This window comes from Rufibacter aurantiacus, assembly GCF_017916345.1.
In the GTDB taxonomy this organism is placed as follows: domain Bacteria; phylum Bacteroidota; class Bacteroidia; order Cytophagales; family Hymenobacteraceae; genus Nibribacter; species Nibribacter roseolus.
Map to the genome: position 1 here is coordinate 56,770 of NZ_JAFMSV010000003.1, position 23,506 is coordinate 80,275.

Genomic DNA, 23,506 nt, shown 5'->3' on the forward strand with positions numbered 1-23,506 from the left:
GTAACATAATCGTTAGTTAGCAGGCAGTCTCCGTTAAACAAACATTGTGTTTTTAACCGATCATTTTTCAATTAGGTCTGAAGAGAATTCTATAAATGTTGGTGTGTAAACATTTACGGGTCTACTATTTTTGATGATAGTATGGTAACCACTGCTAGGCCCAGTATAACTTCCATCTATTTCAAAAGATGGTGAGGCAGTAAGGCTAGCTAGAATACCAGAGTTATTTTTTTCAAATAGGGAAGATTTCTCTTTCATATTTGTGTAATCTTCCATTAAAAGGTATGCTGCACATAAATTATTAATTAAGGCATTTGCAACCTTTTTATTTATTTGACTTTTCTTATTTCCCCAATCCGCTTTAGATAAATGCTTTTCCCAAACTTGTATGTATGGAGCAGGAGTGCCTTTACTAATTTTTTTTCCTGATATAGCATTTTTGAATTCCTCAGTCGCTTTATTTATATCTTTATAGGCATCAGATTCCCCTTCTATTTTAGAAGCTGCTAACCTAACTTCATAGTTGTGCTCTGATAAATCATAGTCTACCTTTTTTTGAGTGTAGCTTAAGAGGGCTTTTGTTAAATCTCCTATTAGTGCATTTTGCATGTAGGTTTCTAAATCAGATCTACTTTCAAAATCTCTTGTGTCATATGGCCCTCCAGCTCTCTCAAAGCTATAAATTGTTTTTCCAGTTTTATTTTCCACAAGATCATAACCATATTCAGCTTTGTAGGAGAGGCTATAATAATACCTCATGCCGTTCCTTGCTTTTGTCTCATTCAATTTCTTATTTTCTACATATATTCCTTTTACATAAATTTTAAGTAATAAATCAGCATCGTTTTTCTTGAATTCTAATCCTTGTACTTTGGGTGGATCTCCAACCTTAACAGCCATATTCCCAAAATCATATTCAATAGAATAAGTTTGATAGGTTGGTGTCAATGTGATGTTAGGAGATTTTGTAAAGTTTGTCCAAAATTTGTCTTCTGATATTTTTTGCGAAAATACCAGCGGTTTGATTGATAATAAAATCAGTAAAATCAAAGTGGTTCTTTTGTTACATAAAAATTTTTTTATTGTTTTCATAAATTAAATTTTTGAAGATTATTGAATACCATTAAGACAGATGCCCCTAGTTTTAAATAGAAGAGAATTTTGAGTAATAAAGATGGAAAATATAGGTGGGTTAAAGTCTATTGGAAGATATATCAAACAATAGTTTTGACTCCTGTACTTATGAAAGCAAGGAAGGAGGAGAAGTCGAAAGGTCTATTTGAAAAACTTATGGTGGGGGAGTAACTTAGAACTAAGATAAGTTATAAGAAGCTATAAGTCAATAATTTAATAAAGAAAATGCCTCTAATAAGCATTTCTTATGCTTATTAGAGGCACAACTGCACTTAAAAGGTTTTACTTACAGCACTCCTTGCAGAACCTCCCAAACGTTATTCGCCAGGATTTTCTGCCCGGCCGAGGTGGGGTGGACGCCATCGGGTTGGTTAAGGGACCGGATGCCGGCTACGCCTTCCAGCAGGAAAGGAATGAGGGCCATGTTATTTTCCTCGGCCAACTGCCGGAAGATCACCCGGAACTCGCTGGCGTATTTGCCGCCCATGTTGGGTGGTACCTCCATGCCTGCCATCACCAGTTTAGCCTCTGGGTACTTGGCTTTCACTTTGTCTACAATGGCCTGCAGGTTTTTCTTCGTCTCTGACGGCGGAATGCCACGCAGTCCGTCGTTGGCGCCTAGTTCAAGCACAAACACATCTACCGGCTGCCGCAGGAGCCAGTCAATCCGGTTTTTGCCCCCCGCCGAGGTTTCTCCGCTCAAGCCCGCGTTAATGGCTTTGTAGCCCAGGTCCAGCGAATCTATTTTCTTCTGGATAAGCGCCGGGAACGACTCTGAAGGATTGAGGCCGTATCCGGCGGTGAGGCTATTGCCAAAAAAGAGAATGTTTTTCATAGGTTGGGGGGCCTTGTTAGCTGCTTCTTTGTCTTTTCCGGGGGAAGCTTCGTCTTTACCGCCGTTTCCGGAGCAGCCGGAAATGAGCCAAACAAAGAGCAACAGGTAAATGAATGATTGCTTATACATACGGGTTAGGTTTCTTTTTCACCTGCAAAGAAAGTACTTATACCTTGTTTAGGGCGTTTGGGGTTTAAACAATGGAATTTAAATCCTGTTCTGTAATTTACCGTTTGCTAATACGGCACCAGCACCAAACCTTCCTTATCTAACCAAGCGCCTTGACACCAATTCTGCACATCCAGGATCTTACCAAAACATACCAAAGTACCGGCCAAACCCTTACGGTGCTGGACAACATCAACTTCACCCTAGAGGAAGGCTCCACCAATGCCATCATCGGTCCCTCAGGAAGCGGGAAAACCACGCTGCTGGGCCTTTGCGCCGGTCTGGACCGCTCCAGTTCCGGGTTGGTGGAGCTGAACGGCATCAGGCTGGATACCCTTAATGAGGATGCCCGGGCCCAGGTAAGAAACCAATACGTGGGATTTATCTTCCAGAACTTTCAGCTCCTGCCCACGCTCACGGCTCTGGAGAACGTGATGGTGCCCCTGGAGCTCCGGGGCGAGAGACACATCAAACAACAGGCAATGGAACTGCTGGACAAAGTAGGCCTCGCCGATCGGTCGCACCATTACCCCACGCAGTTATCAGGGGGTGAGCAGCAGCGCGTGTCCCTGGCCCGCGCCTTCTCTAACCGACCCAAAATCCTGTTCGCTGATGAACCCACCGGAAACCTGGATGCCGAAACAAGCGAGAAAGTAGTCAAACTCATCTTCGACCTGAACCGTGAGGCGGGCACTACCCTGGTCCTGGTCACCCACGATGCTGAATTAGCCGGGAAGACCCAGCGCATCATCAGGATGAAAGGCGGCAAAATCATCGGAGATGATGTAATGTGCTAATTGTTTAATGTGCTAATGTGTCAATGTGCTGATGTGCTAATGTTTTTTAGGGATGGATGTCGGGGTTATAGCAACGATTAGCATCACCCAGTTCTTGAGGTTTTTGTTATTGATCAAAAAAAGCATTTACACATTAAGCCATTAATGTACTCGCGCATCAACCAATTAGCACCTTACCGCATTTGCACTTTAAAACCAGCACATTAACACATTAGCACATTAAAAAATGGATAAACTCAACTTCCCGTGGTTGGTGCAGATGGCGTGGCGAGACAGCCGCCGGAACCGCTCGCGGTTGTTTCTTTTCATTTCCTCCATTATCCTGGGGATTGCGGCGCTGGTGGCCATCTTCTCTTTTGGGTACAACCTGCGGCAGGACATTGACGGGCAGGCTATGGAACTGATCGGGGCTGATCTGGTGATCACCAGTAACCGGCCGGTGGAGCCTAAGATGCTGCCGCTGCTGGATTCTCTGGGTAATCGGCGGTCAAAGGAGCGGAGTTTTGCCTCCATGATCCTGTTTCCCAAAAGCCAGGGCACCCGATTGGTGCAGATCCGGGCGCTGGAAGGGCAGTTCCCTTACTACGGTGCCCTGGAAACTGTACCTAAAGCGGCGGCGCAAGGCTTCAGGGATGGTCAGCAGGCGCTGGTAGACAAAACCCTCATGCTGCAGTTCGATGCCCGGGTAGGTGATTCCATAAAAGTAGGGGAGGTCACTTTTCAGATTGCGGGGATTCTGAACAAAGCGCCCGGGCAGACGGGTATCTCGGCCACGGTGGCGCCAGCGGTGTACATCCCGCTCCGATTTCTGCCGCAAACCGGCCTGGAAAAGAAGGGAAGCCGCATCAATTACCTCTTCTATTACAAGTTCAATCAGAAAACCGATGTAAAAAAGCTGGTGGAGCGTTTAGAGCCCCGTTTGGAAAAAGAGGCCCTAAACACCGAGACCATTGAGACACAGCGCGAGGACATGGGCCGGTCTTTCAAGGATCTGACCAGTTTCCTGGCGTTGGTGGGCTTCATTGCCTTGCTGTTGGGCAGTATTGGGGTGGCCAGTGCCATTCATGTGTACATCAGGGAGAAGCTGCGTTCCATTGCCATTCTGCGCTGCCTGGGCGTGAGTGCCACGCAGGCCTTTCTCATTTACGTTATTCAGATCTTGGGCATCGGGTTGCTGGGTTCTATCATCGGGGCAGCTTTGGGCACGGTGGTGCAGCAGTTGCTGCCGCAGGTCTTTGAGGATTTGCTGCCCGTGGAGATTACCGTGGGCATCTCCTGGCTGGCCATTTTCCAGGGTATTGGTTTGGGGCTGATTATCTCCCTGCTGTTCGCGCTGTTGCCGCTGGTGAGTATCCGGAACGTCTCTCCGCTTAATACCCTGCGCATTTCCTTGGAAAGCACCAGCCTGTTTAGAGATCCGTTGAAATGGGGGGTGTACGCGCTCATTCTGCTGTTCATCTTCGGGTTCACTTATCTGCAGACCGAAAAATGGAAAGAAGCGGCTTATTTCACATTAGGCGTTCTGGTAGGCTTTCTGGTGCTGGCCGGCATAGCCTGGGCCCTGATGTGGGCTGTGCGGCGTTTCTTCCCCGATACGCTAGGATATGTCTGGCGCCAGGGACTGGCAAACCTTTTCCGGCCCAATAACCAGACGCTCATCCTCATCGTCTCCATAGGGCTGGGAACGGCTTTCATCTCCACGCTCTACTTTGTGCAGACCATTCTGCTGAACCAGGTGACCCTTTCGGCAAGCGAGAACCAGCCCAACATGGTCTTGTTCGACATCCAGGAAGGGCAGCGGCAGGCAGTGGCCCAACTCACGAAACAGCAAGGTTTACCTGTGATCCAGCAGGTGCCTATTGTGACTATGCGCATAGAGGAAATCAACGGGAGAACCGCTGAGGACGTGAAGGAAGACAGTACTCTGGGCGTTTCTCCCCGAGCGTTCCAGCGCGAGATCCGGTCTACGTTCAGAAGCGCTTTGTCAGATTCCGAGAAGATTATTGAAGGCACCTGGCAAGGGAAAGTGGCCTCGCCCAGTGATACGGTATATGTCTCGTTGGATGATCGTTACGCCGAGTGGATTAAAGTGAAGGTAGGCGATGAGATCGTGTTCAACGTGCAGGGCGCGCTCATCCCCACGGTGGTGGGTAGCCTGCGGGAAGTAGACTGGAACCGCATCCAGACGAACTTCAGGGTAGTGTTCCCGGAAGGGGTGTTGGAGGCGGCGCCGCAGTTCCATGTGTTATTGACCAGGGTAGAAGCAGCCCAGACCTCGGCCAGATTCCAGCAGGCTGTGGTACGGCAGTTCCCCAACATCTCCATCATTGACCTGGAACTGATCTTGAGCGTGATGGACGAGCTTTTGGACAAGATTGGGTTTGTAATCAGGTTCATGGCAGCCTTCAGCATCATTACGGGGCTCGTGGTGCTCATTTCCTCAGTGCTCATCAGCAAGTACCAGCGCATGCAGGAAAGCGTATTGCTGAGAACATTAGGCGCCAACCGCAAACAGATTTATGCCATCACGGCCCTGGAGTATTTCTTCCTGGGTGCTTTGGCCGCCGGCACTGGCATTGTCTTGTCACTGGCAGGTAGCTGGGCCTTGGCCAAGTACTCCTTTGAAACCAAATTCACACCGCAGCTTCTGCCTGTTCTGGTGCTCTTTATCATCATCTCTTCACTCACCGTGGTCATAGGCTTGTTCAACAGCCGGGCCGTGGTGAACCAATCACCGCTGGAAGTATTGCGGGCAGAAGGGTAGAAGTCTGTTATAAAAGCAATGCGAACGTCGTTACGGTGTAACGACGCTACAGACAAATATGTAGCGTCGTTGCATTGCAACGACGTCAACCGGCAGGTTGAAAGGGTGCGGTCCTCCAAAGTGAATATGGTGCAAAAACACCTTCTAGACGTGGGAATTCTTTACTCAAAAATCACCTTTCCCTAATTAGGGCCTGTTTGCTTGAAAACAGGCCCTAAACAATTAACCAAAGTCGTTTCCTTCAAGGCAAGGCTTACAACGCTTTCTTAGCAGAAGTTTCCACCACTTTATACCAGACCTCGCTTTTCTTGCCCTGCTTCTGCGTATAGGCCACCAGGATTTTAGACGAACCAAGTCCCATCACCACCGGATGGGTAGCGCTGGTAGAGTCTGAGGTAAGATACGTTTGCTGCACGGTTTTCCCCGAGGCATCCCTCACCTGTAACCCAATCCGGCTGTTGAATAGCTTGGAGTTAGGCACCTGCTCATCCCACACCAACGCCAGTTGGTTCTCTCCGAAACTGGTGAGCTGCGGATGTTTGGCCGAGGGGAGCTGACTTACCTGCTCTCTGGGCGCAAAGGTGTTCTCTGAAGTTTTATGGCTATAGAACACACCGCTGCCACCGCCCATGGTGTACCAGGCTGCGTGCAGTCCGCTTTGGTTCCAGGCCAGGGTAGGACCGGTGTGCGGACAGCCTTTGATGGCCCAATTGTCTACGCTGATGCGTTCTCGGGGAGCGAAAGTTTGTCCGTTATCCGCGGAAACCAGGTGCATCATGTCCCGGATGCTGTCGTTCAGGATTGCCCGGTAAGCGGCGTGGAGTTTTCCGGTACCGTCCACAAACAGATCGGTGCGGCAGCACTGGCAGAGCTGCTGGTCAATGACTTTCTCGTAGGTGAACCCGTTTCGGCCGGAGGTACTGGAAAAGTAGAGGCTGGAACCTTCCTTGGGCGTGTTCTTGCGGGAATCGAGCCAAATGGCGGCAATTTCGCCGGTGGGCAGCAACGCGATATCAAAGTACCGCTCGTCAATGCTGTTTTCGGCATCCTGCGCAAGTTGTTTGGGCCCGGTCCAGGTTTTCCCGCCGTCAAACGATTGGCTGTATTTCACCAGACCGGCGTAGCTGTTTTCGGGGTTAGGGTTCTGCACGGCAAACATGGCCAGAATGTCGCCGTTTTTCTTGAACAGGATCTTGGACAGGTTTTCATCGTGCGGGTAAACGCCCTGGGAGGTAGAGACCGTTACGGGTTCTCCAAACGTTTTGCCGCCATCCTTTGAACGGGCGTACATCAGCAGGTAATTGCCCATTGTGTCCTGTGCCTGTACCCAACACAGCACCGGATTGCCTTGTTGGTCCTGGGTGAGGTAAGGGCAGGAGGCTTTCAGGTTTGCCAGGGAAATCCGGTTTTCTGGCGGTACCTCCTGCGCGGCTTTGGACTGACAACCTATCAGCCAAAGGAAGCACAAAATGGATAAAAGGGTAGTGAAGCGGTATGGGTATTTCATAAAGTCCATGCGAATAAAATATGTAAATGCGGATGCTTGATTATTGCTTACTTACTGTAAAACAGCTGTAAAACAAGCTTCAAATAAATTAAACTGGTAAGTAGGCTAGACTTGTTTTCAGCCTCCTTTTCCAATGAATTGATATCCCACGCCCACGTTGAAGGTGCGCGGCACGCCTTGCCGGTAACTCTTGCCATAGGAGTATTTATCTACCGTGGTGGCATAAAGTTTATCAGTGAGGTTAATGGCGTTGATCCAGGCTTCAAAGCCTTTGAAGGCGTAGCCCACACGCGCGTTGAACAGGTGATACCCGCCGTAATACTCAGAATTGACGGGGTCCATGTAGTATTTGCCTACGCGCTGCCACTCCAAACCTAGACGCAAACCTTTCAGGAAAGTCGGACGGTAGGTGACCTCGGCGTTGCCGATAAATCGGGGCGCAGTAGCCATTTCGTTGCCGGAATAATCTGCGCCGCGCTCCACGTAGGTGAGAAACCAGTGCCGGGCGTTGGTGCCGCTCACTCTAAAGGAGAGTGCCTCAGAAGGGGCATAGTTCAGGGTGTATTCAATGCCGCGGTGGCGGGTACGGCCGGCGTTCTGGTTCTGGTAGGAGCCATCTTCCAGCCGCACGGAGATGATTTCGTCTGTCCCGTCCATCTGGTACAAACTCACGTCCAGGTAGGCTTTGTGCTGCAGGAAACTCCACCAGCCGCCCACTTCGTAGCTTTTGAAATCAGAGGGTTGCAAGGTGGGTACTTTCACGCCGCGGTACAGCTCAGTGATCTGCGGCGGCGCGAAACCCAGGCTGTAGTTAGCGTAAATTCCCTGGCTTTTCCCAAAGTCATAGGTCAGCCCCAACTTGGGCGAGAATTGCCGGTAGCCGTTTTTATCATCGGGTGCGCCCGTGAACGCAGAGGGCGGCAGGTAATTGTCAAAGGTGTAGTCCATGCGGTCGTAACGCAGGGCGGCCACCAGTTTAAGGCGCTCCAGCGGGGAGATCTCGGTGTGGGCGTAAACGGCGGTGTTGAGCAGATCCACGGAGTAGTGGGTAAGAAGCGAATCTGAGGAGGTGTAGCCGGTGTACAGGCCTTTCTCGTCCCGATCTATGTCAATGAACCGGGCGGTGTAGGTGGCGGGGCTGTAATCGGCACTCACGCCGGCAATGAGGCTGGCGTTCAGGAACGAGAAAGACTTGCGATGCTGGGCAATGAGGCCGTAGCTGGAGAAGGCGTCTTCGTTGATCTCGCCCTTGGCTTTGCGGGCATTGCCCTGCACGTTCCCGATGGCATAGAACGGGTTCTGCCCGATGGCGTTGTTCCGGAAGAACAGGGTGGCCTGGGTTTGGTTGGAGGCATCCCAGGCATGTTCCAGGGTGCTCCTGAGGCGTAGGGCATTGACTTTGCGGTAGGTGAAGGTGTGTAGACTGCTGTATTCTTTCCGGAAGAATCGGGTGCTGTCCAAGCCGCCGGTCTGGTCGGTTTTATAGTCCACCAGGCTGCCCGAGGTGATCAGTTTGCTGCGGTCACTAATGCGGTAATCGGCCCGAAGAGTGAACGCCAACTTGTCAAAATCGCTGTGGCTGATAATGCCGTCCCGCTGCGCCGCGTAGTACCCCCCGGCAAAGATGCCCACCTTCCCGAAGGTATTAGACACGCTGAAATCGGTTCTGCGGTAGCCTTGGGTGCTGCCTTCCACTTGTAATTTGGCGGTGGGCACCGGAGCCGGAGCTTGCGTAATGAAATTGACCGCCCCGCCAATGGCTTCGCTCCCGTACAGCGAGGAGGCCGGACCTCTGATCACCTCGATGTTCTTCAAGGCCGCCATGTTGATCTCAATGAGCGCGTTGTGGTTGAAATCACCGGAGGTCCGGATAGGAATGCCGTCTTCCAGGTACAGGAAAAGGCTTTTGTAGCCAATGGGCTGCCGAATGGCCATGGTGTGCTGCTCATTGCCCAGGTTCACCATATACACGCCACTCACCTTGTTCAGGACCTGGTCCAGGGTGGTGGCTTTGGTTTCCTGCAGTACCCGGCTGGAGATCGTGCTGATGGCCACGGGCGCCTCGGTTCTGGTCTGGGCTTGCCGGCTAGCCGAGACAATGACCTGGTTTAGTTGGTTAGAGGTAGGAGCCAGCGACACCAGCATAAAATCGTCTTGGAAGGGTACCTGCCGGGCATTGTACCCTAGGTAGGAAACCAGCAGAGAGGTAGGTTTCTGCCCCGTTTGCAGGGTGAAACTGCCATCGCGCTCCGTGATGGTGCCCGTAGTACTCTGGGCCATTTGGATAGAAGCGCCCACCAGCGCCTCTTTGGTATACGCATCCAACACCCGACCTTTTACGGTGAATTGGGCACGGGCAAAGGGTGCCAGCATCAGGAGAAAGCAGATGCCGGCCAAACATATTTTTTGCATGGAAATTCAGTTACAGTCAGAAAAACGGTGATAGCAGCAACGCCGGGGAAGATTCCGGGTACGGGTATCCGCTTCGGTCAGTAAGACCGAAGTATTCTTAATCAGGCTGTGAACTTGGGTGGATGGAAGACGGAGACATGAACCCCAATCGGCCTTCCTACAGGAGCAGAAGTTGGCGAAAGTGTGGGTTGGAGGGTCTGGGTGGTGGTAGAAGCCACAATTGGCTGGTAATACAGGGTGATATCCTGCTTCTGTTTCTGGGTTTTGTTGTTGCCCTGGTTCTGGGTCTGCTCAGCCTTCTTGAGCTTTTTCATGAGGTAGCATTTCCCGTTACAGTGCATCTGGGGCTTCTCGCGGTTAATGCAAAGCACTTTGGAAATAAAGTCTTTGTTGGCCTCATAGTCCAGAACAATGAAAAACTTGCTGAATGCCTGGGTAAGCATCACCGATAGAAGCAATATGGCGGCAAGGTTTTTCAAGACGTGCAAATCGGGGCAAAGGTAAGGAAGCATCTGAAAACTTCTTGAACCAAGACGACCGAAATAACCGAATGGTGGCCTTGTCTTTAGAAGAAATTCGTTTTCAGGCAAAATCTTCTAAACAGGCCTTAAATCTACCCCAGCAGAGGTTAAAAACCACCGGCAGCACAGGCGTTTAGTACCTCAAACCTAACTTCTGGTAGATGAAGCTCAGGAGCCACACCGGCCCGATAAGCAGGAACTGAACGTCTTTCAGAAAAGAAGGCTTTTTGCCCTCTATCTTATGCCCGATGAATTGCCCTACCCATGCCACCGCGAAAATGATGAGGCACAGGGCCCAAAGCGGAAGACGTTGCACCTGGTCCAGTTGGTACACAATCCAGAGGAAAAACGAGGTTACTAACACCATACCCAAGGCCAGGCTGGGCGAGAGCATGAAGTAGTAGACCATACAAAGGAGCACAAAGAGAATACCCCAGTTGAAGAGGAAAGGCAGGTTCTCCAGAAAACCAGGGACGGGGATTGCCCAGATCAAACCCAACAAACTGATCATAATGGCCGGGACGCAGATCCAATGGATGAGTTTGTTTGTGCCATTACGGTGGCTCTCGGCGTACTCGTCTAACAGTTGGTGGATGGCAGCCATAGCGTTTTTTTACTTCAATGTACAAAATCTGCCCTAAGAAGTAAAGCTTTTATAGTGCCGCATATTGCGCTGCACCATAGGGATTATGGTATATTTTGCCTTCTTAAATGGTGCGATTATGTAAACCAATTAACAGTAGAAAAGCTCTGTGCGGTTTTTTACTGACCTATGGGACAGACCCTGTTGGCAAGGTTAGTTGTTTCAGGCCCTGATCGCCGTACAAGGTGGGGCAGGAGGTTAAAGGCTCTAACCTGAATTGCTTGAAAAATGAGGAAGGTGGCCGGTGACGCATCAACCAGGCGCGGTTGAAGATGGGGGCCTCAGGAGAATAATCCGTAAAGATAGGTTGCCGCTGTTGGCGAGCCTGGTTGATGGCCTTTGAAAGAATTTCAGGCGAAGCCCAACTTTCAAAAGCGTATGAATAGGACTGGCCCGTTTGGTAAAAGTAAAAGGAGGCAAAGGCATTCTTGTCCTGCAGCAGGAGCAAAGCCCGGGGATGCTTCTGTACTTCCTGGTAAACGCAGGTTTGGTTTGTGTAGGTGAAGGTGTGATTAGGCAGAACGCCATAGGCCATGTTCCAGAGGAAAAGCGCAGAACCAGCCAGCCACAGAGGCCAAGAAGTACTCAACCTATAGCAACCAATAAGGATAGCCACCAGGAAAGGCATCATGACCATAAACTCGGCATTGCCCACCGCATACCCGGCAAACAGCAACTGCAGCCCCAGAATGAGAAGGTGAACCCGGAAAATGGCTCTTTGGTGTAGCTGTGTCTTCTTGCGGAAGAGAACAACTCTTCTGGTAAGAACTGTTGCAATAATAAAGGTTATTATTGCAGGTATTATGTAAAATAATTTTGCCTTAGCCAAAAAGTACAGTCGGCCGTGCACCTCCAGAAAGGTCCTGATGAAAGAGATGAAGGTGAGGAGAAAGTTCTGGGAGGAAACTGAGGTATCTACGCTGCTTTTGTAGAAGTCCTGGAAAACGAAGCGGTGGGCCTGGGGGAAGGGGATGTCCTGCTGGTACATCACTATAGCGTATGCTAGCGGGACCACCAGGGCCGGAACCAGGTACGTCAGAACCATTTGTCCTCGTTTAGGCCCCGAAATCAGAAAACCGAGCCCTAAACCCAGCCACCAGAAGAAATGTACCTGGTGGTACAGGCAGGCAAAAGCCGCCCAGAAACTGCTCCAGGCAACATCCACCCATTTGCCTTGGTTTTGGTACCGCAGCCAGATATAAGAACCCAACAGCGAGAAGAAGATGGGCAGGAGGTAGGTTTCGTTCTCAGTGGCGTACCGCATGGTACCAAAAGAAGCGCCTGCGAGCAAGATCAATCCGGCCTGTACTTTGGTATCTTCCTGCAGGCGTGCCAGAATACGCCAGAGCACCAGCAGACATCCTGCCGCCGCCAGGCTGTTCAGAAACTTCAATGCTTCCAGCGGCTGTCCTTTAAATCCCAGAGCTTGGCAGAGGGTGTAAAATCCCGAGCCAGTCATGTTATAGAGCAGATGGTGCGGTCGCCAGAGATCAACCTGCCATTTCACGCTTGCGGCGTAGTCATAGGCGTCTGAGGTGGAGTTCTGGGTAGGAAACACGGCATACACCAGGAACAACGCCACTACCAAAAAGAAAGGAAGAAAACGGCTTTGCAAGAAAGAGGTAGTCCGGGGCTCCATGCAGATGATTGGGGCAGAAGGTGTGGCTCCTGCCGGTTCCTTTTGGCTTTAAAGGTATTTCTTTCTGCCGGTTTTTTAATGCACGCTGCTGCTATGTTACCCTGACAAAGCGCATATCCGGCAGAAAAGAAAATCGTTTTAAGGCCGTTTTCCGGAAAATAGGGCCTAAACTAGGAAAAGGCAACTTTGAACGGCCTAACGGACCGGTTTTTGCCTGCCAGTTCCTAATTCCTTACTTTTAAAGGATCAAACCCCAGAAAATAACATGAAGAAAACACCTATAGCCGTATCTGCGTTGCTGCTGGCCTCTTTGCTGGCCGGCAGCTGCGGCAAGAAAACCACAGCTACCTCTTCGCCGGCCATGATGCCGGGAGAGGCCAGCGTGGTTAAAAACCAGGAAATTGGCCCTATCTCCCGCACTTCGCCGCCGCAGGTCATCGTGGAGGATTCCGCCTTCAAATACGTCTCAGAGCAATTCGCTGACCTGCGCATCCTGCGGTACCGGGTACCGGGTTTCGAGAACCTGACTGCTAAGCAGAAGGAGTTGCTGTATTACCTCTACGAAGCCGCCTTATCCGGCAGGGACATCATCTATGACCAGAACTACAAGCACAACCTGCGCATCCGGCGCACACTGGATGCCCTGGTGCAGAACAAGCGCGACCGCTCCACTTCGCCTGATTGGGAGAAGTTAATGGAATACACCAAGCGCGTGTGGTTCTCCAACGGTATCCACCACCATTACTCGGCCAACAAGATCATGCCTGAGTTCAGCCAGGAGTTCCTAGCCGCCTCCATCCGGAAGGTACCGGCAAACCAATTGCCACTGCAGCCCGGCGAGAACGTGGAGACCTTCATCAAATGGCTTACCCCCATCTTGTTCGACCCGAACCTGGATGCGAAGCAAGTAAACAAAGCCGCCGGTCAGGACCTGATCAAGACCTCGGCGGTGAATTTCTATGAGGGTCTCACTCAGAAAGAAGTGGAGGCTTTCTATGCCAAAAAGGACAACAAGAACGATCCGCGCCCGGTGTCACATGGCCTCAACTCCAAGGTGGTGAAAGAGAACGGCCAGGTGGTGGAGAAACCTTGGAAAGTGGGCGGCATGTACGGCCCGGCCATTGAGCGCATCGTGTTCTGGTTGGATAAGGCCGTGACCGTGGCCGAGAATGACAAGCAGCGTCTGGCCTTGCAGAAACTGTCCGAGTTCTACCGAACCGGTGACCTGAAGGTGTTTGACGAGTACAACATTGCCTGGGTCAAAGATGTGGATTCGCAGATTGACGTGGTAAACGGATTCATTGAGGTGTACGACGACCCATTGGGCATCAAAGGCTCCTATGAATCAGTGGTGTCTTTTAAAGATGTGGAGGCAACCAAACGCATTAAAGCCATAGGTGACCAGGCCCAGTGGTTTGAAGACAACTCGCCGCTTTTGCCGCAGCACAAGAAAAAGAACGTGGTGGGCATCACGGCCAAAGTCATCACCACGGTGGTGGAAGGCGGTGACGCGGCCCCGGCCACGCCCATCGGGATCAACCTGCCCAACGCCAACTGGATCAGAAAAGAGCACGGCTCCAAATCGGTGAACCTAGGCAATATTGTACATGCTTACACCGAGTCAGCTAACACGGGCGGAAGCGCCTTGAGTGAGTTCGCCTTCAGCCAGGAAGAGATTGACCGCGGTAAAAAATACGCCTCCCTGGCCGGCGACCTCCATACCGATATGCACGAGGTGATCGGGCATGCCTCCGGGCAGATCAACCCGGGAGTGGGCACGCCCAAGCAGACCCTGAAGAACTACGCCAGCACCATGGAAGAAGGCCGAGCCGACTTGGTGGCCCTGTACTACGTGATGGATCCCAAACTGGTGGAGATTGGCGTGATGCCTTCTTTGGAGGTGGGTAAAGCCGAGTATGATGCCTACATCCGTAACGGCCTCATGACGCAGCTCTCGCGTCTGGCACCCGGCGAGAAGATTGAGGAAGACCACATGCGCAACCGCCAGATGGTGGCCGCCTGGGCTTTTGAGAAAGGGAAAAAGGACAATGTGATTGAGCGCGTGAGCCGCCAGGGCAAAACCTACTTCAAGATCAATGACTACCAGAAATTGCGGGACCTGTTTGGCCAACTGCTGCGCGAGACCCAACGCATCACCTCCGAGGGTGATTTCAAAGCCGCCCAGAAACTGGTGGAGACCTACGGCGTGCAGGTAGACAAAGCCCTCCACCAGGAAGTACTGCAGCGTTACGGCAAGCTGAACATTTCCCCTTACCAAGGCTTTATCCAGCCTAAACTAACCCCGGTGGTGAAGGACGGTAAGATTGTGGACGTGCTATTGGTGTACCCAGACAATTTCACGCAGCAGATGCTGGAATACGGCGAGGTGTACAACATTCTGCCTAACTACAACTAATCTGCGTTGTGAACTTTTTTATAATTAATACAGCCCCTAAACAGAAAATGCCTGACTCAGTTCAGGCATTTTCTGTTTTAAGACTAGGGTAGCGGGAAGCGTATGTCATTGCCTTTACCTGAGCACCCCGGCCTGCAGGATTCTGGCGGTGACCAGCAGTTGGCCCACGTGCCGTTGGGTGTGCTCCGCGGCATGAAAGAGCAGTCCACCCACGGTGGAGGGAAGCTGCGCGCGGCCAACGCCTCTGAACTGGGTGAGGGTCTCCGGATCAGTTTGCTTTATCTGTTGCAGGGTGTTTTCTACCTGTTTCTCAAAAAGGAGTCGCAAATCCTCTGCGGTGGTGCCTTCTGCCGGGGGAGTTCCTTCTGCTTTCAGGTACGCGAGTCCAGCCTCAGATAAGGCTTCACCGCGGGCGTAGGTACAGAGGCGGTCCAGAACCCCAGTGAGGTGCTGCAGGTGAAAGCCCACTGAGGCCAGCCCTGCGGGTCTTTCCCACAGCAGATGATCGGGGAACCCGTGGAGGTATCTCTGCACTTCCTCCCGAGCCTGGAGCAGGGCATGGGCCACCGGTTGCAGCAAGGCTGGAACCTCTGGCAGGGGGCCGCACAGCCAGACTTCTGGTTTCTGTTCTTTTTCCATTGTTTTCAGAAATTTAGGCCTAAAATAAAAATGCCCAGCCAAACGGCTGGGCATTTTCTAGCTTTTAATTAAGCCAATCTTCCATTACTGGATGAAGAGGCGGAACTCAGCGCGGCGGTTTCTGGCACGGCCGGCGTTGGTGGTGTTTGGTGCTACTGGACGCTCTTCGCCGAATCCTTCGGTGATGATACGATCAGAGGCTACTCCTTTTTGGTTCGTCAGGTAAGACTTAGCGGCGTCTGCTCTGCGAACAGAAAGCTCTTGGTTGTACTCGTTTGAACCAATGTGGTCAGCGTGGCCAGAGATACGCAGGTTGTAGTGCGGATATTTAGCCAGCATGCTTGACATTCTGTCCAGGGTTGGGTAAGAAGTTCTCTTCAGTACAGCTCTGTTGAACTCAAACTCAATCTTAGGAACACGGGCCATGTAGGTGCTGTCTTCCACATCTAAGCCTGGGCAACCCATGTTAGCGGCAGAACCGGCAACATCTGGGCAACGGTCAACATCATCGTTTACACCGTCATTGTCACGGTCAACTACCACTGGGCAACCACTGGCGTCTACACGAGTACCGGCTGGGGTGTTAGGGCAAGTATCGTTTTTGTCAGCTACACCGTCACCGTCTGCATCTGGGCAACCTCTGGTTGCAGCAGGACCAGCTTGGTCTGGGCACTCATCTTCTGAGTCACGCACACCGTCACCGTCTTTGTCTGGGCAGCCTTCCAAAGCGGCAGTACCGGCTTCAGTAGGACATTTATCCTGGTAATCTGGAACACCGTCAGCGTCGCCGTCAAGTGGGCAACCGGTTTTGTCTACCTGTACACCAGCTGGAGTGTCTGGGCACTTATCGCGGCGGTCAGAAACACCGTCACCGTCTGTGTCAGTGGCTTTTCCTAAACCAAAGGTAAGACCGAATTGGTGCTGCAGATAACGGTCGTTCAACTCATCTGAGTTGGCAGGAGAGATACCATCCAGCAGGTTAGTGGTTGGGTAGTTGAGGGTAGACTGGGCAAACAAGCTGATACCCTCAGTGATTCTGAACCCGATACCGGCACCACCCATGTAGTTCATGCGCAGCAGACCTTCATCGTACTTGAACTCGTTTGTTCCGCCTGGTCTGGCTACTGGCAGGTAGGCTTCCACGCTGGCGTACTGAGCACCGATACCGGCAATCAGGTAAGGCTGCAGGAAAGCAGTCTCGCTCAGGATCTTGCCGTTGTTCAGCTTCAGTTTCAAGCCAAGGTTAGCGGTTCCAACCTCGTCATCAAATCTGCCCGGTCCAAAACCAGTTACGTTGTAGGTAACGTTGTTGGCATCTTGCTTCAAGTTGAAATAGTTCAACTGCAAGGCCACATCAAAGGACGGAGACAGATACCGGTTAATGCCTAGACCACCACCCCATGAGGAATTGCTCATATCCCAGATATCATTTCTCATGTTGGTCCGGGCCTGGTTGGCGCTACCGTAGAGCGATAAGCCCCAAGGTCTGTCGGCAGACTGCGCTATTGTTTCTGATGGAGCAACCATAGACAGCAGCCACGCGCCGAGTACAGAAGCTTTAAGTAAGGTTTTTTTCATAGTTTTAGAGAGTTGTAATATAGTATTCTGCACATATTTACAGGATTTACGCCAAAATGTTTCCTTTTATCAATAAAAAGGAATTCTAATATTTAGTAAGTCCCATATAATGAGACGATTAATTTTTATAAAAGTTATTTTTATTCTAATTCTTATACTAAAAGCAAACCAATAATCGTTGCAGGGAGCATTTGGAAGGGAGAAGATTATAAAGAAAAAATGTATAAAAAAAGGGGAGCAGTCTGCTCCCCTTTTTTTATACATTACTGGATATCAATTAAACATTGAATCTGAAGTGCATGATGTCGCCGTCCTGTACCACGTAGTCTTTCCCTTCCAGCGCCATTTTGCCGGCCTCCTTGATCTTGGCTTCGGTCTTATACTCTGTATAATCCTTGAGTTTGATCACCTCTGCGCGAATAAAGCCTTTCTCGAAGTCAGTGTGGATGACACCGGCCGCCTGCGGGGCTTTCCAGCCTTTTCTAATGGTCCAGGCTCTCACTTCTTTTGGTCCGGCGGTAAAATAAGTAACCAGGTCCAATAGGGCATAAGAAGCTCTGATTAACTGGTTAAGGCCAGATTCCTTCAAGCCGTACTCAGCCAGGAACATCTCTTTTTCCTCGGGCTCGGTGAAATCTGCGATCTGGGCTTCAATACCGGCGGAGATCACTACTACCTGGGCCTTCTCGTCTTTTACGTGCTCTTTCAAAGCCTCCAGGAACTTGTTACCGGTCTGGATGGAGTCCTCGTCCACGTTGGCCACGTAGATCACCGGCTTAATGGTGAGCAGTTGCAGGTCTTCTACCGCCTCCAGGTCCTCTGGGGTATAATCTAAGGAGCGGGCGTTTTTGCCGCTTTCCAGGTGCTCTTTGAAGCGCTGCAAGCTGGCGAATTCCTTTTTGGCCTTGGCATCACCGGATTTAGCGGTGCGTTCTACCTTGGCTATTTTCTTGTCAATGGACTCCAGGTCTTTGATCTGCAGCTCGGTGTCAATCACGTCTTTGTCAAACACGGGATCCACGCCGCCGGCCACGTGCACAATGTTGGGATCGTCAAAGCAGCGCACCACATGGATAATGGCGTCTACTTCGCGGATGTTGGCCAGGAACTTGTTTCCCAAACCCTCGCCTTTGCTGGCGCCTTTCACCAGACCGGCAATGTCCACAAATTCCATCACGGTAGGCAGTACCCGCTCTGGGTGCACCAGTTCTTCCAGAACCTGCAGGCGCTCATCTGGCACCGTGATCACGCCCACGTTGGGCTCAATGGTACAGAAAGGGTAGTTAGCCGATTCGGCTTTGGCGTTTGACAAGGCATTGAACAGCGTAGATTTACCCACGTTTGGCAAACCCACTATTCCACAACGAAGTCCCATAAAGATAGATTGGTCTTAAATCAAAGTTGATGTATGTGCCTCCGGCCAAAGGACTTAAAACTGTTTTAAGGCTCATTTTCAGAAGCGGGTGCAAATATACGCATTCCTTTGGGGACTACCGTTAAAATAGTAAACGCCTTGGTTTTCAGTAAAAACACTAACCGCTGTAATACGACTCTTTATATAGAGCCTTTCCGATTCTCTAGTGCTGCAAAAATTTAATCAGTGTGTCACATATCTGCCGGCAGGTTGGGCTCTCTGTTTGTAGGCCGATTTCCTGATTCCGGGTTAATACCAATAATAGATTTCAGGCAGAGGGTACCCCATTCCAGAATGCCTCGTAAAGTAAAAGCTAATCATGGTTTAAAGTTTAACCAAAGTTTGAGGTTGATCAGGCTACTCCTTTATGACACCAGAGACAAGCAATGCAGTATTAAGTGGCAAACGGATTTTAGTCACCGGCGGCTCTACCGGGCTGGGGTTCGCCATGGCCAAAGCCTTAGCGGAGGCCGGAGCGAGCGTGCTGATTACAGCCCGTTCTGAGGAAAACATCTCCAAAGCGGTAAAACAACTTCAGGGCTTGCCGGGCGAAGTATTCGGGATTGCCATGGATGTGCGCGATGAGGATTCCATTGCCCAGGCGGTGTCCTGGGTCCAGAATCAGTGGGGTACCTTAGATGTACTGGTGAACAATGCCGGCATTGGCATGCGCACCGTGAACCCAGATTTCCTTTCTCAGCCCAGGCCCTTCTATGAAGTCACCGCCCAAGGTTTCCGGGATCTGATTGACACCAACCTGACAGGGTACTTTCTGGTGGCCAAAGCGTTTGTGCCTTTGTTTCTGCAAAACGGGAGAGGAAAGATCGTGAATATCTCCATGAACCATGAAACCATGAAGCGGAAAGGTTTTGTGCCTTATGGTCCTTCCCGGGCCGGAGCAGAATCCCTTTCCTACATCATGGCCGAGGACCTGATGGAAAGCCGGATTGACGTGAATATGCTGCTGCCCGGCGGCGCCACAGAGACGGAGATGATTCCAGACCATTATAAAAGCAATTTAAAAGAGAAAGGCTTTCTGCTGAGCCCCGAGGTCATGGGAGAGCCCATCGTGTTCCTGGCCTCAGACCAAAGCTCCGGCCTGACCGGGCAGCGGATTGTGGCCAAGGATTTTACAACCTGGAAACAGAAGTATCTACAGAAGTAAAAACAACTGCACTATGGAAAAAAGAAAATTAGGAAACCAAGGGTTAAGCGTCTCGGCACTAGGGCTGGGGTGCATGGGCATGTCAGACTTTTACAGCAACCGCGATGACAACGAGTCTATTGCCACCATCCATTACGCACTGGACCTCGGCATTGACTTCCTGGACACCGCCGATATGTACGGCGTGGGCGCGAACGAAGAACTAGTGGGCCGGGCCATCAAAGACAGGAGAGACCAGGTGATTCTTGCCACCAAATTCGGGAACGTGCGCGATGAGCAGGGCAATTTCCTGGGCATCAACGGCTCACCCGAGTACGTGCGCAAAGCCTGCGAGGCCAGCCTGAAGCGCTTGGGTACCGACTATATTGACCTTTACTACCAGCACCGGGTAGACAAACAGACACCCATTGAGGAAACTGTTGGTGCCATGGCCGAGCTGGTGAAAGAAGGAAAGGTGCGGTACCTGGGCTTGTCAGAGGCCTCTGCGGCCACCCTTAGAAAAGCTAGCAGTGTGCACCCCATCAGCGCCCTGCAAACGGAGTACTCGCTCTGGAGCCGCGATGTGGAAGATGAGATTCTGCCCGCCTGCCGTGAATTGGGGATCGGGTTTGTACCGTACAGTCCGCTGGGCCGGGGATTCTTAACCGGGCAGTTTAAAACCCTGGAAGACATTCCGGAAGATGATTACCGGCGGCATTCGCCAAGGTTCCAGGGCGAGAACTTCCAGAAAAACCTGGACCTGGTGCAGAAAATAGAGGAGATGGCTAGCAAGAAAGGCTGCTCCGCAAGTCAGTTGGCTTTGGCGTGGCTCTTGGCGCAAGGCGAGGACATCGTACCTATTCCCGGCACCAAAAGAAGAAAGTACCTGGAGGAAAACGTAGGGGCACTTCAGGTTTCTTTAACCATGGAGGAGCTGGAGGAGATTGAGTTTATTGCGCCTAAAGGAGTGGCTGCCGGTCAGCGCTACGCCGCCCCGCAAATGGGCAACCTGAACGTGTAACATTATCCACCTGAAATCCCTGTTGCCATTTATAAGCAGCAGGGATTTTCTATACCCAAAGCCTATGCCCGAAGGACCCGAAATGGTCTTCCTTAAAGAACAGACCGAACAATTCATCGGTCAGGTTGTAGTGGAGGTGAAAGGAAAAACCAGGAACATCCCGTTTGAATTGGTGAAAGGGCAGGAGCTAACCCAGATCAGGACATTCGGCAAGGAGATCCTGTTTTGCTTTCAAGACAACGTGGTACGCGTTCACCTGATGTTTTTCGGGAAATACGCCATAAATGGGGAAGTCAACAGACCCCTGGAGTTGGGGCTTTCCTTTGAAGACGGCGACCTTAACTTCTACGCCTGCGATTGCCGGTTCCTGCAGGAACCCCAGGAACTCCTGGAAGCCGTGTATGACTGGAGTGCCGATGTGATGAGTGAATCCTTTGACCAGGAGCAAGCCCTGCAGAAACTTCTGCGCCAACCCACCCAACTTATCTGTGACGCGCTGCTGGACCAGAGCATATTGGCCGGGGTAGGCAACGGAATCAAGAATGAAGTGCTGTTCAGGGCCCGGTTGCACCCGGAAAGCCAGGTAGATCAGATCCCCATAGCTATCCTCAAAAACCTTATCCAGGAATGCGTTACACAGAGCTTCCGTTACTTGGACAGCAAACGGGAGGGCACCGTGAAAGAACACTGGCTTGTGTATCAGCAAAAGGAATGTCCCCGGGACCACATTCCCTTATGCAAGGAGAAAGTAGGGAAGGGGCAAAGGTCTGGGTACTTCTGCGAGAAGTGCCAGGTCTTGTTTCATCCGGTTACTGGGTAGTAAATCCAAGCAGAAACCTTTAGTTGGAATTCCAAAGGCAGTACTTTTTAGACAAACTGCAATAGTCTCAAGCCTTGTTATTTCAGCGATTTGAAGTGTTTGGAGGAGGAACCTTCGCTTAGAAAACAGGACAAGGATTTCAAGGCAGTTTTAAGTAAAACGGCTTGGAAACGAGCGTAAGCATAAAAAAAGCTCACGCGAGGCATGAGCTTGAGGAGAATTAAGTGGAAGCTATTCCCACTTCAGTTCTTCATCCACCGCAGCTTCTGATTGAGCGTGGTCTAAACGCTCAAGTTCCGCCAGTGCCTCTTCAGACAATAACTCACCTTTTACATGGTTAACGGTATCCTGCAACGCTTCCATGAACTTGGCAAAGTCTTCTTTGTACAAGAAAATCTTGTGCTTCTCGTAAGAGTAGTTGTCGTCCTTGAATTTCCGCTTGCTCTCTGTGATTGTCAGATAATAATCATTTGAGCGGGTTGATTTCACATCAAAGAAATAGGTGCGCTTTCCTGCCCTTACTCTCTGCGAGTAGATTTCTGCTTTGTCGTTGTTCTCTTCCACCATAACTTGAAGGTTCCTTATTTATTTGAAGTAGCCAATTTAAAGCAACAGATTCACATCTAAAAATTTTTAAGATTAATTTTAATAGGTAAATTCGAATGTACTAATGTTTGTAAGAAACAAAACTACATGAGAATAAAGCAATTCTGTCTTTTCCTCTGCCTGCTGCCATGGACAAGTTTCGCCGAAACCTCGCCGCAGAAAGGGAATGCCGCCTTCTACGCTTCCTCTCATTCAGGGCACAGAACCACCAGCGGAGAACGCTACAACCCGCAGGAACTCACCGCCGCCCACGCTACCTTGCCTATCCATTCTTACGTACAGGTTCATAATCTGGAGAACAGCCGCAGCGTTGTAGTAAGGATTAATGACCGCATGAGCCGCAAGTCACGTTTAGTGATTGGCCTTTCCCGCAAAGCCGCCGTGCAACTGGGCATCATTGGGGCCGGAAGGGGAAAGGTGAAGCTCATTAAAATAGATAAGGAAACCGCCCTGGTCCTTGGCCAAAAGGAGAACAAAGCCGCATGAGTAGAATAAACGTTGATTTAGACAGTGTCCGGAACATCCAGAACCTTGAGTTTCTGGCAAAGCGGTTGGTAGAAGGGTTTATCACGGGCCTGCATAAATCACCGTACCACGGCTTCTCGGTGGAGTTCTCTGAGCACCGGCTCTACAATTCCGGCGAGAGCACCCGGCACATGGACTGGAAAGTCTTCGCGCGCACCGAGAAGCTCTTCGTGAAGCGCTACGAGGAGGAAACCAACCTGCGCTGCCAGCTCCTCCTGGATGTGTCCGGGTCTATGTATTACCCCACCAACAATTACGGCAAACTTTCCTACGCAGTGCTGAGCGCCGCTGCGCTGGCTACGCTCCTGCAAAGACAGCGCGATGCGGTGGGCCTTACTACTTTCGCTGACGGGATTGAGCTGCAGACACCCATTAAATCCACCGGGGCTCACCTGCACACGCTCTTGCTGGCGCTGCAACAGCAACTGCAGAAACCGGCGCCGCCGCAGAAGGAAACCCGGGTAGCGGCCATGCTACACCACGTGGCCCAGCAGTTGCCCAAACGCTCCCTGGTAATTCTGTTCAGCGACTTACTGAGCCAGTACGAACAGCTGGACGAGATTTTCCTGGCCCTGCAGCACCTTAGGCACCAGCAGCATGAAGTCTTGCTGTTCCATATCACTCACGCCGAAACCGAAGAGGAATTCCATTTCCCCGATAAGCCTTTCATGTTTCAGGGACTAGAGAACGGCGAGAAAATCAAAGTGCAGCCCGCAGAGATCAGAGACGCCTACGTGAAGGCCATGAAGCAATTCAAGAACGAACTGAAGCTGCGCTGCGGCCAGTACCGTATTGACCTGGTCTCCGTGGACCTCAGCGAGCCCATCGACAAAGTCCTGCAGGCCTACCTGGTCAAGCGCCAGAAAGTGCGTTAAACTGTTTGGAGCTGAATTTTCAAAAGCAGCCTCAAAACAACTCAGGAC

The 23,506-nt window shown here is 51.0% G+C and carries 19 protein-coding genes; 8 read left to right on the forward strand and 11 right to left on the reverse strand.

The features are described from left to right. Positions 1-60: 60 nt before the first annotated feature. On the reverse strand, positions 61-1,092 hold the full coding sequence (locus tag J3P34_RS10805) for a hypothetical protein (protein WP_210488626.1): 1,032 nt from the start codon (positions 1,090-1,092) through the stop codon (positions 61-63). A gap of 328 nt (positions 1,093-1,420) precedes the next feature. Beyond that, positions 1,421-2,098 (reverse strand): arylesterase, encoded by a 678-nt coding sequence (locus J3P34_RS10810; RefSeq protein WP_210464691.1) that lies wholly within the window; start codon positions 2,096-2,098, stop codon positions 1,421-1,423. Between the two features lie 152 nt (positions 2,099-2,250). Here J3P34_RS10810 and J3P34_RS10815 point away from each other — a divergent pair, with 152 nt between their 5' ends. Together J3P34_RS10815 and J3P34_RS10820 are read left to right on the forward strand one after the other, a co-directional pair. Further along, positions 2,251-2,934: an ABC transporter ATP-binding protein gene (locus J3P34_RS10815; RefSeq protein ID WP_210464692.1), complete on the forward strand. Its 684-nt coding sequence runs from the start codon at positions 2,251-2,253 to the stop codon at positions 2,932-2,934. A gap of 226 nt (positions 2,935-3,160) precedes the next feature. Next, positions 3,161-5,698, forward strand: a complete 2,538-nt coding sequence (locus tag J3P34_RS10820) for an ABC transporter permease (protein WP_246853679.1) — start codon at positions 3,161-3,163, stop codon at positions 5,696-5,698. A gap of 253 nt (positions 5,699-5,951) precedes the next feature. On the opposite strand, the gene J3P34_RS10825 is transcribed toward J3P34_RS10820, so the two are convergent. The 5 genes from J3P34_RS10825 to J3P34_RS10845 all read right to left on the reverse strand — a co-directional run bounded on the left by J3P34_RS10825 (position 5,952) and on the right by J3P34_RS10845 (position 12,420). After that, a complete protein-coding gene (locus tag J3P34_RS10825) occupies positions 5,952-7,205 on the reverse strand; it encodes a sialidase family protein (RefSeq protein WP_210488628.1) in 1,254 nt (417 codons plus the stop codon). 117 nt (positions 7,206-7,322) lie between these two features. Beyond that, a complete protein-coding gene (locus J3P34_RS10830) occupies positions 7,323-9,617 on the reverse strand; it encodes a TonB-dependent receptor (protein ID WP_210488630.1) in 2,295 nt (764 codons plus the stop codon). 101 nt (positions 9,618-9,718) lie between these two features. Beyond that, entirely contained in the window at positions 9,719-10,129 is a 411-nt protein-coding gene (locus J3P34_RS10835) for a hypothetical protein (protein ID WP_210488632.1), read from the reverse strand. Positions 10,130-10,271: 142 nt separating this feature from the next. After that, positions 10,272-10,742, reverse strand: a complete 471-nt coding sequence (locus tag J3P34_RS10840; protein ID WP_210464696.1) for an Mpo1 family 2-hydroxy fatty acid dioxygenase — start codon at positions 10,740-10,742, stop codon at positions 10,272-10,274. A gap of 166 nt (positions 10,743-10,908) precedes the next feature. Continuing rightward, on the reverse strand, positions 10,909-12,420 hold the full coding sequence (locus tag J3P34_RS10845) for a hypothetical protein (protein WP_210488634.1): 1,512 nt from the start codon (positions 12,418-12,420) through the stop codon (positions 10,909-10,911). 265 nt (positions 12,421-12,685) lie between these two features. Between J3P34_RS10845 and J3P34_RS10850 the strand changes: the two genes are divergently transcribed. Further along, positions 12,686-14,836 carry a dipeptidyl-peptidase 3 family protein gene (locus J3P34_RS10850; RefSeq protein WP_246853680.1) on the forward strand — a complete coding sequence of 717 codons (2,151 nt, stop codon included), beginning with the start codon at positions 12,686-12,688 and terminating at the stop codon, positions 14,834-14,836. 114 nt (positions 14,837-14,950) lie between these two features. Here J3P34_RS10850 and J3P34_RS10855 read toward each other — a convergent pair whose 3' ends face one another. From J3P34_RS10855 to ychF, 3 genes are all read right to left on the reverse strand, one after another. Further along, positions 14,951-15,475: a DinB family protein gene (locus J3P34_RS10855; protein ID WP_210488636.1), complete on the reverse strand. Its 525-nt coding sequence runs from the start codon at positions 15,473-15,475 to the stop codon at positions 14,951-14,953. Positions 15,476-15,559: 84 nt separating this feature from the next. Further along, complete coding sequence (locus tag J3P34_RS22225) at positions 15,560-17,053, reverse strand: OmpA family protein (RefSeq protein WP_210464699.1); 1,494 nt, start codon at positions 17,051-17,053, stop codon at positions 15,560-15,562. Between the two features lie 277 nt (positions 17,054-17,330). Continuing rightward, a complete protein-coding gene (ychF, locus tag J3P34_RS10865; RefSeq protein WP_210488638.1) occupies positions 17,331-18,428 on the reverse strand; it encodes a redox-regulated ATPase YchF in 1,098 nt (365 codons plus the stop codon). A gap of 406 nt (positions 18,429-18,834) precedes the next feature. On the opposite strand from ychF, the gene J3P34_RS10870 reads away from it, so the two are divergent. The 3 genes from J3P34_RS10870 to J3P34_RS10880 all read left to right on the forward strand — a co-directional run bounded on the left by J3P34_RS10870 (position 18,835) and on the right by J3P34_RS10880 (position 21,452). Further along, positions 18,835-19,632, forward strand: coding sequence for an SDR family NAD(P)-dependent oxidoreductase (locus J3P34_RS10870; RefSeq protein ID WP_210488640.1), 798 nt, complete (start codon positions 18,835-18,837; stop codon positions 19,630-19,632). Positions 19,633-19,645: 13 nt separating this feature from the next. Then, the gene (locus J3P34_RS10875; protein WP_210488642.1) at positions 19,646-20,632 is read left to right on the forward strand and encodes an aldo/keto reductase; all 987 of its coding nucleotides are present in this window, start codon (positions 19,646-19,648) and stop codon (positions 20,630-20,632) included. 64 nt (positions 20,633-20,696) lie between these two features. Then, the gene (locus J3P34_RS10880) at positions 20,697-21,452 is read left to right on the forward strand and encodes a DNA-formamidopyrimidine glycosylase family protein (protein WP_210488644.1); all 756 of its coding nucleotides are present in this window, start codon (positions 20,697-20,699) and stop codon (positions 21,450-21,452) included. Between the two features lie 231 nt (positions 21,453-21,683). Here the strand turns inward: J3P34_RS10880 and J3P34_RS10885 are convergent, their stop codons facing one another. Further along, entirely contained in the window at positions 21,684-22,016 is a 333-nt protein-coding gene (locus tag J3P34_RS10885) for a DUF3276 family protein (protein ID WP_149091948.1), read from the reverse strand. 129 nt (positions 22,017-22,145) lie between these two features. On the opposite strand from J3P34_RS10885, the gene J3P34_RS10890 reads away from it, so the two are divergent. Beyond that, the gene (locus J3P34_RS10890) at positions 22,146-22,544 is read left to right on the forward strand and encodes a septal ring lytic transglycosylase RlpA family protein (RefSeq protein WP_210488646.1); all 399 of its coding nucleotides are present in this window, start codon (positions 22,146-22,148) and stop codon (positions 22,542-22,544) included. Beyond that, entirely contained in the window at positions 22,541-23,458 is a 918-nt protein-coding gene (locus J3P34_RS10895) for a DUF58 domain-containing protein (protein ID WP_210488648.1), read from the forward strand. Before J3P34_RS10890 ends, J3P34_RS10895 begins: the two co-directional genes overlap by 4 nt. Positions 23,459-23,506 lie beyond the last annotated feature (48 nt).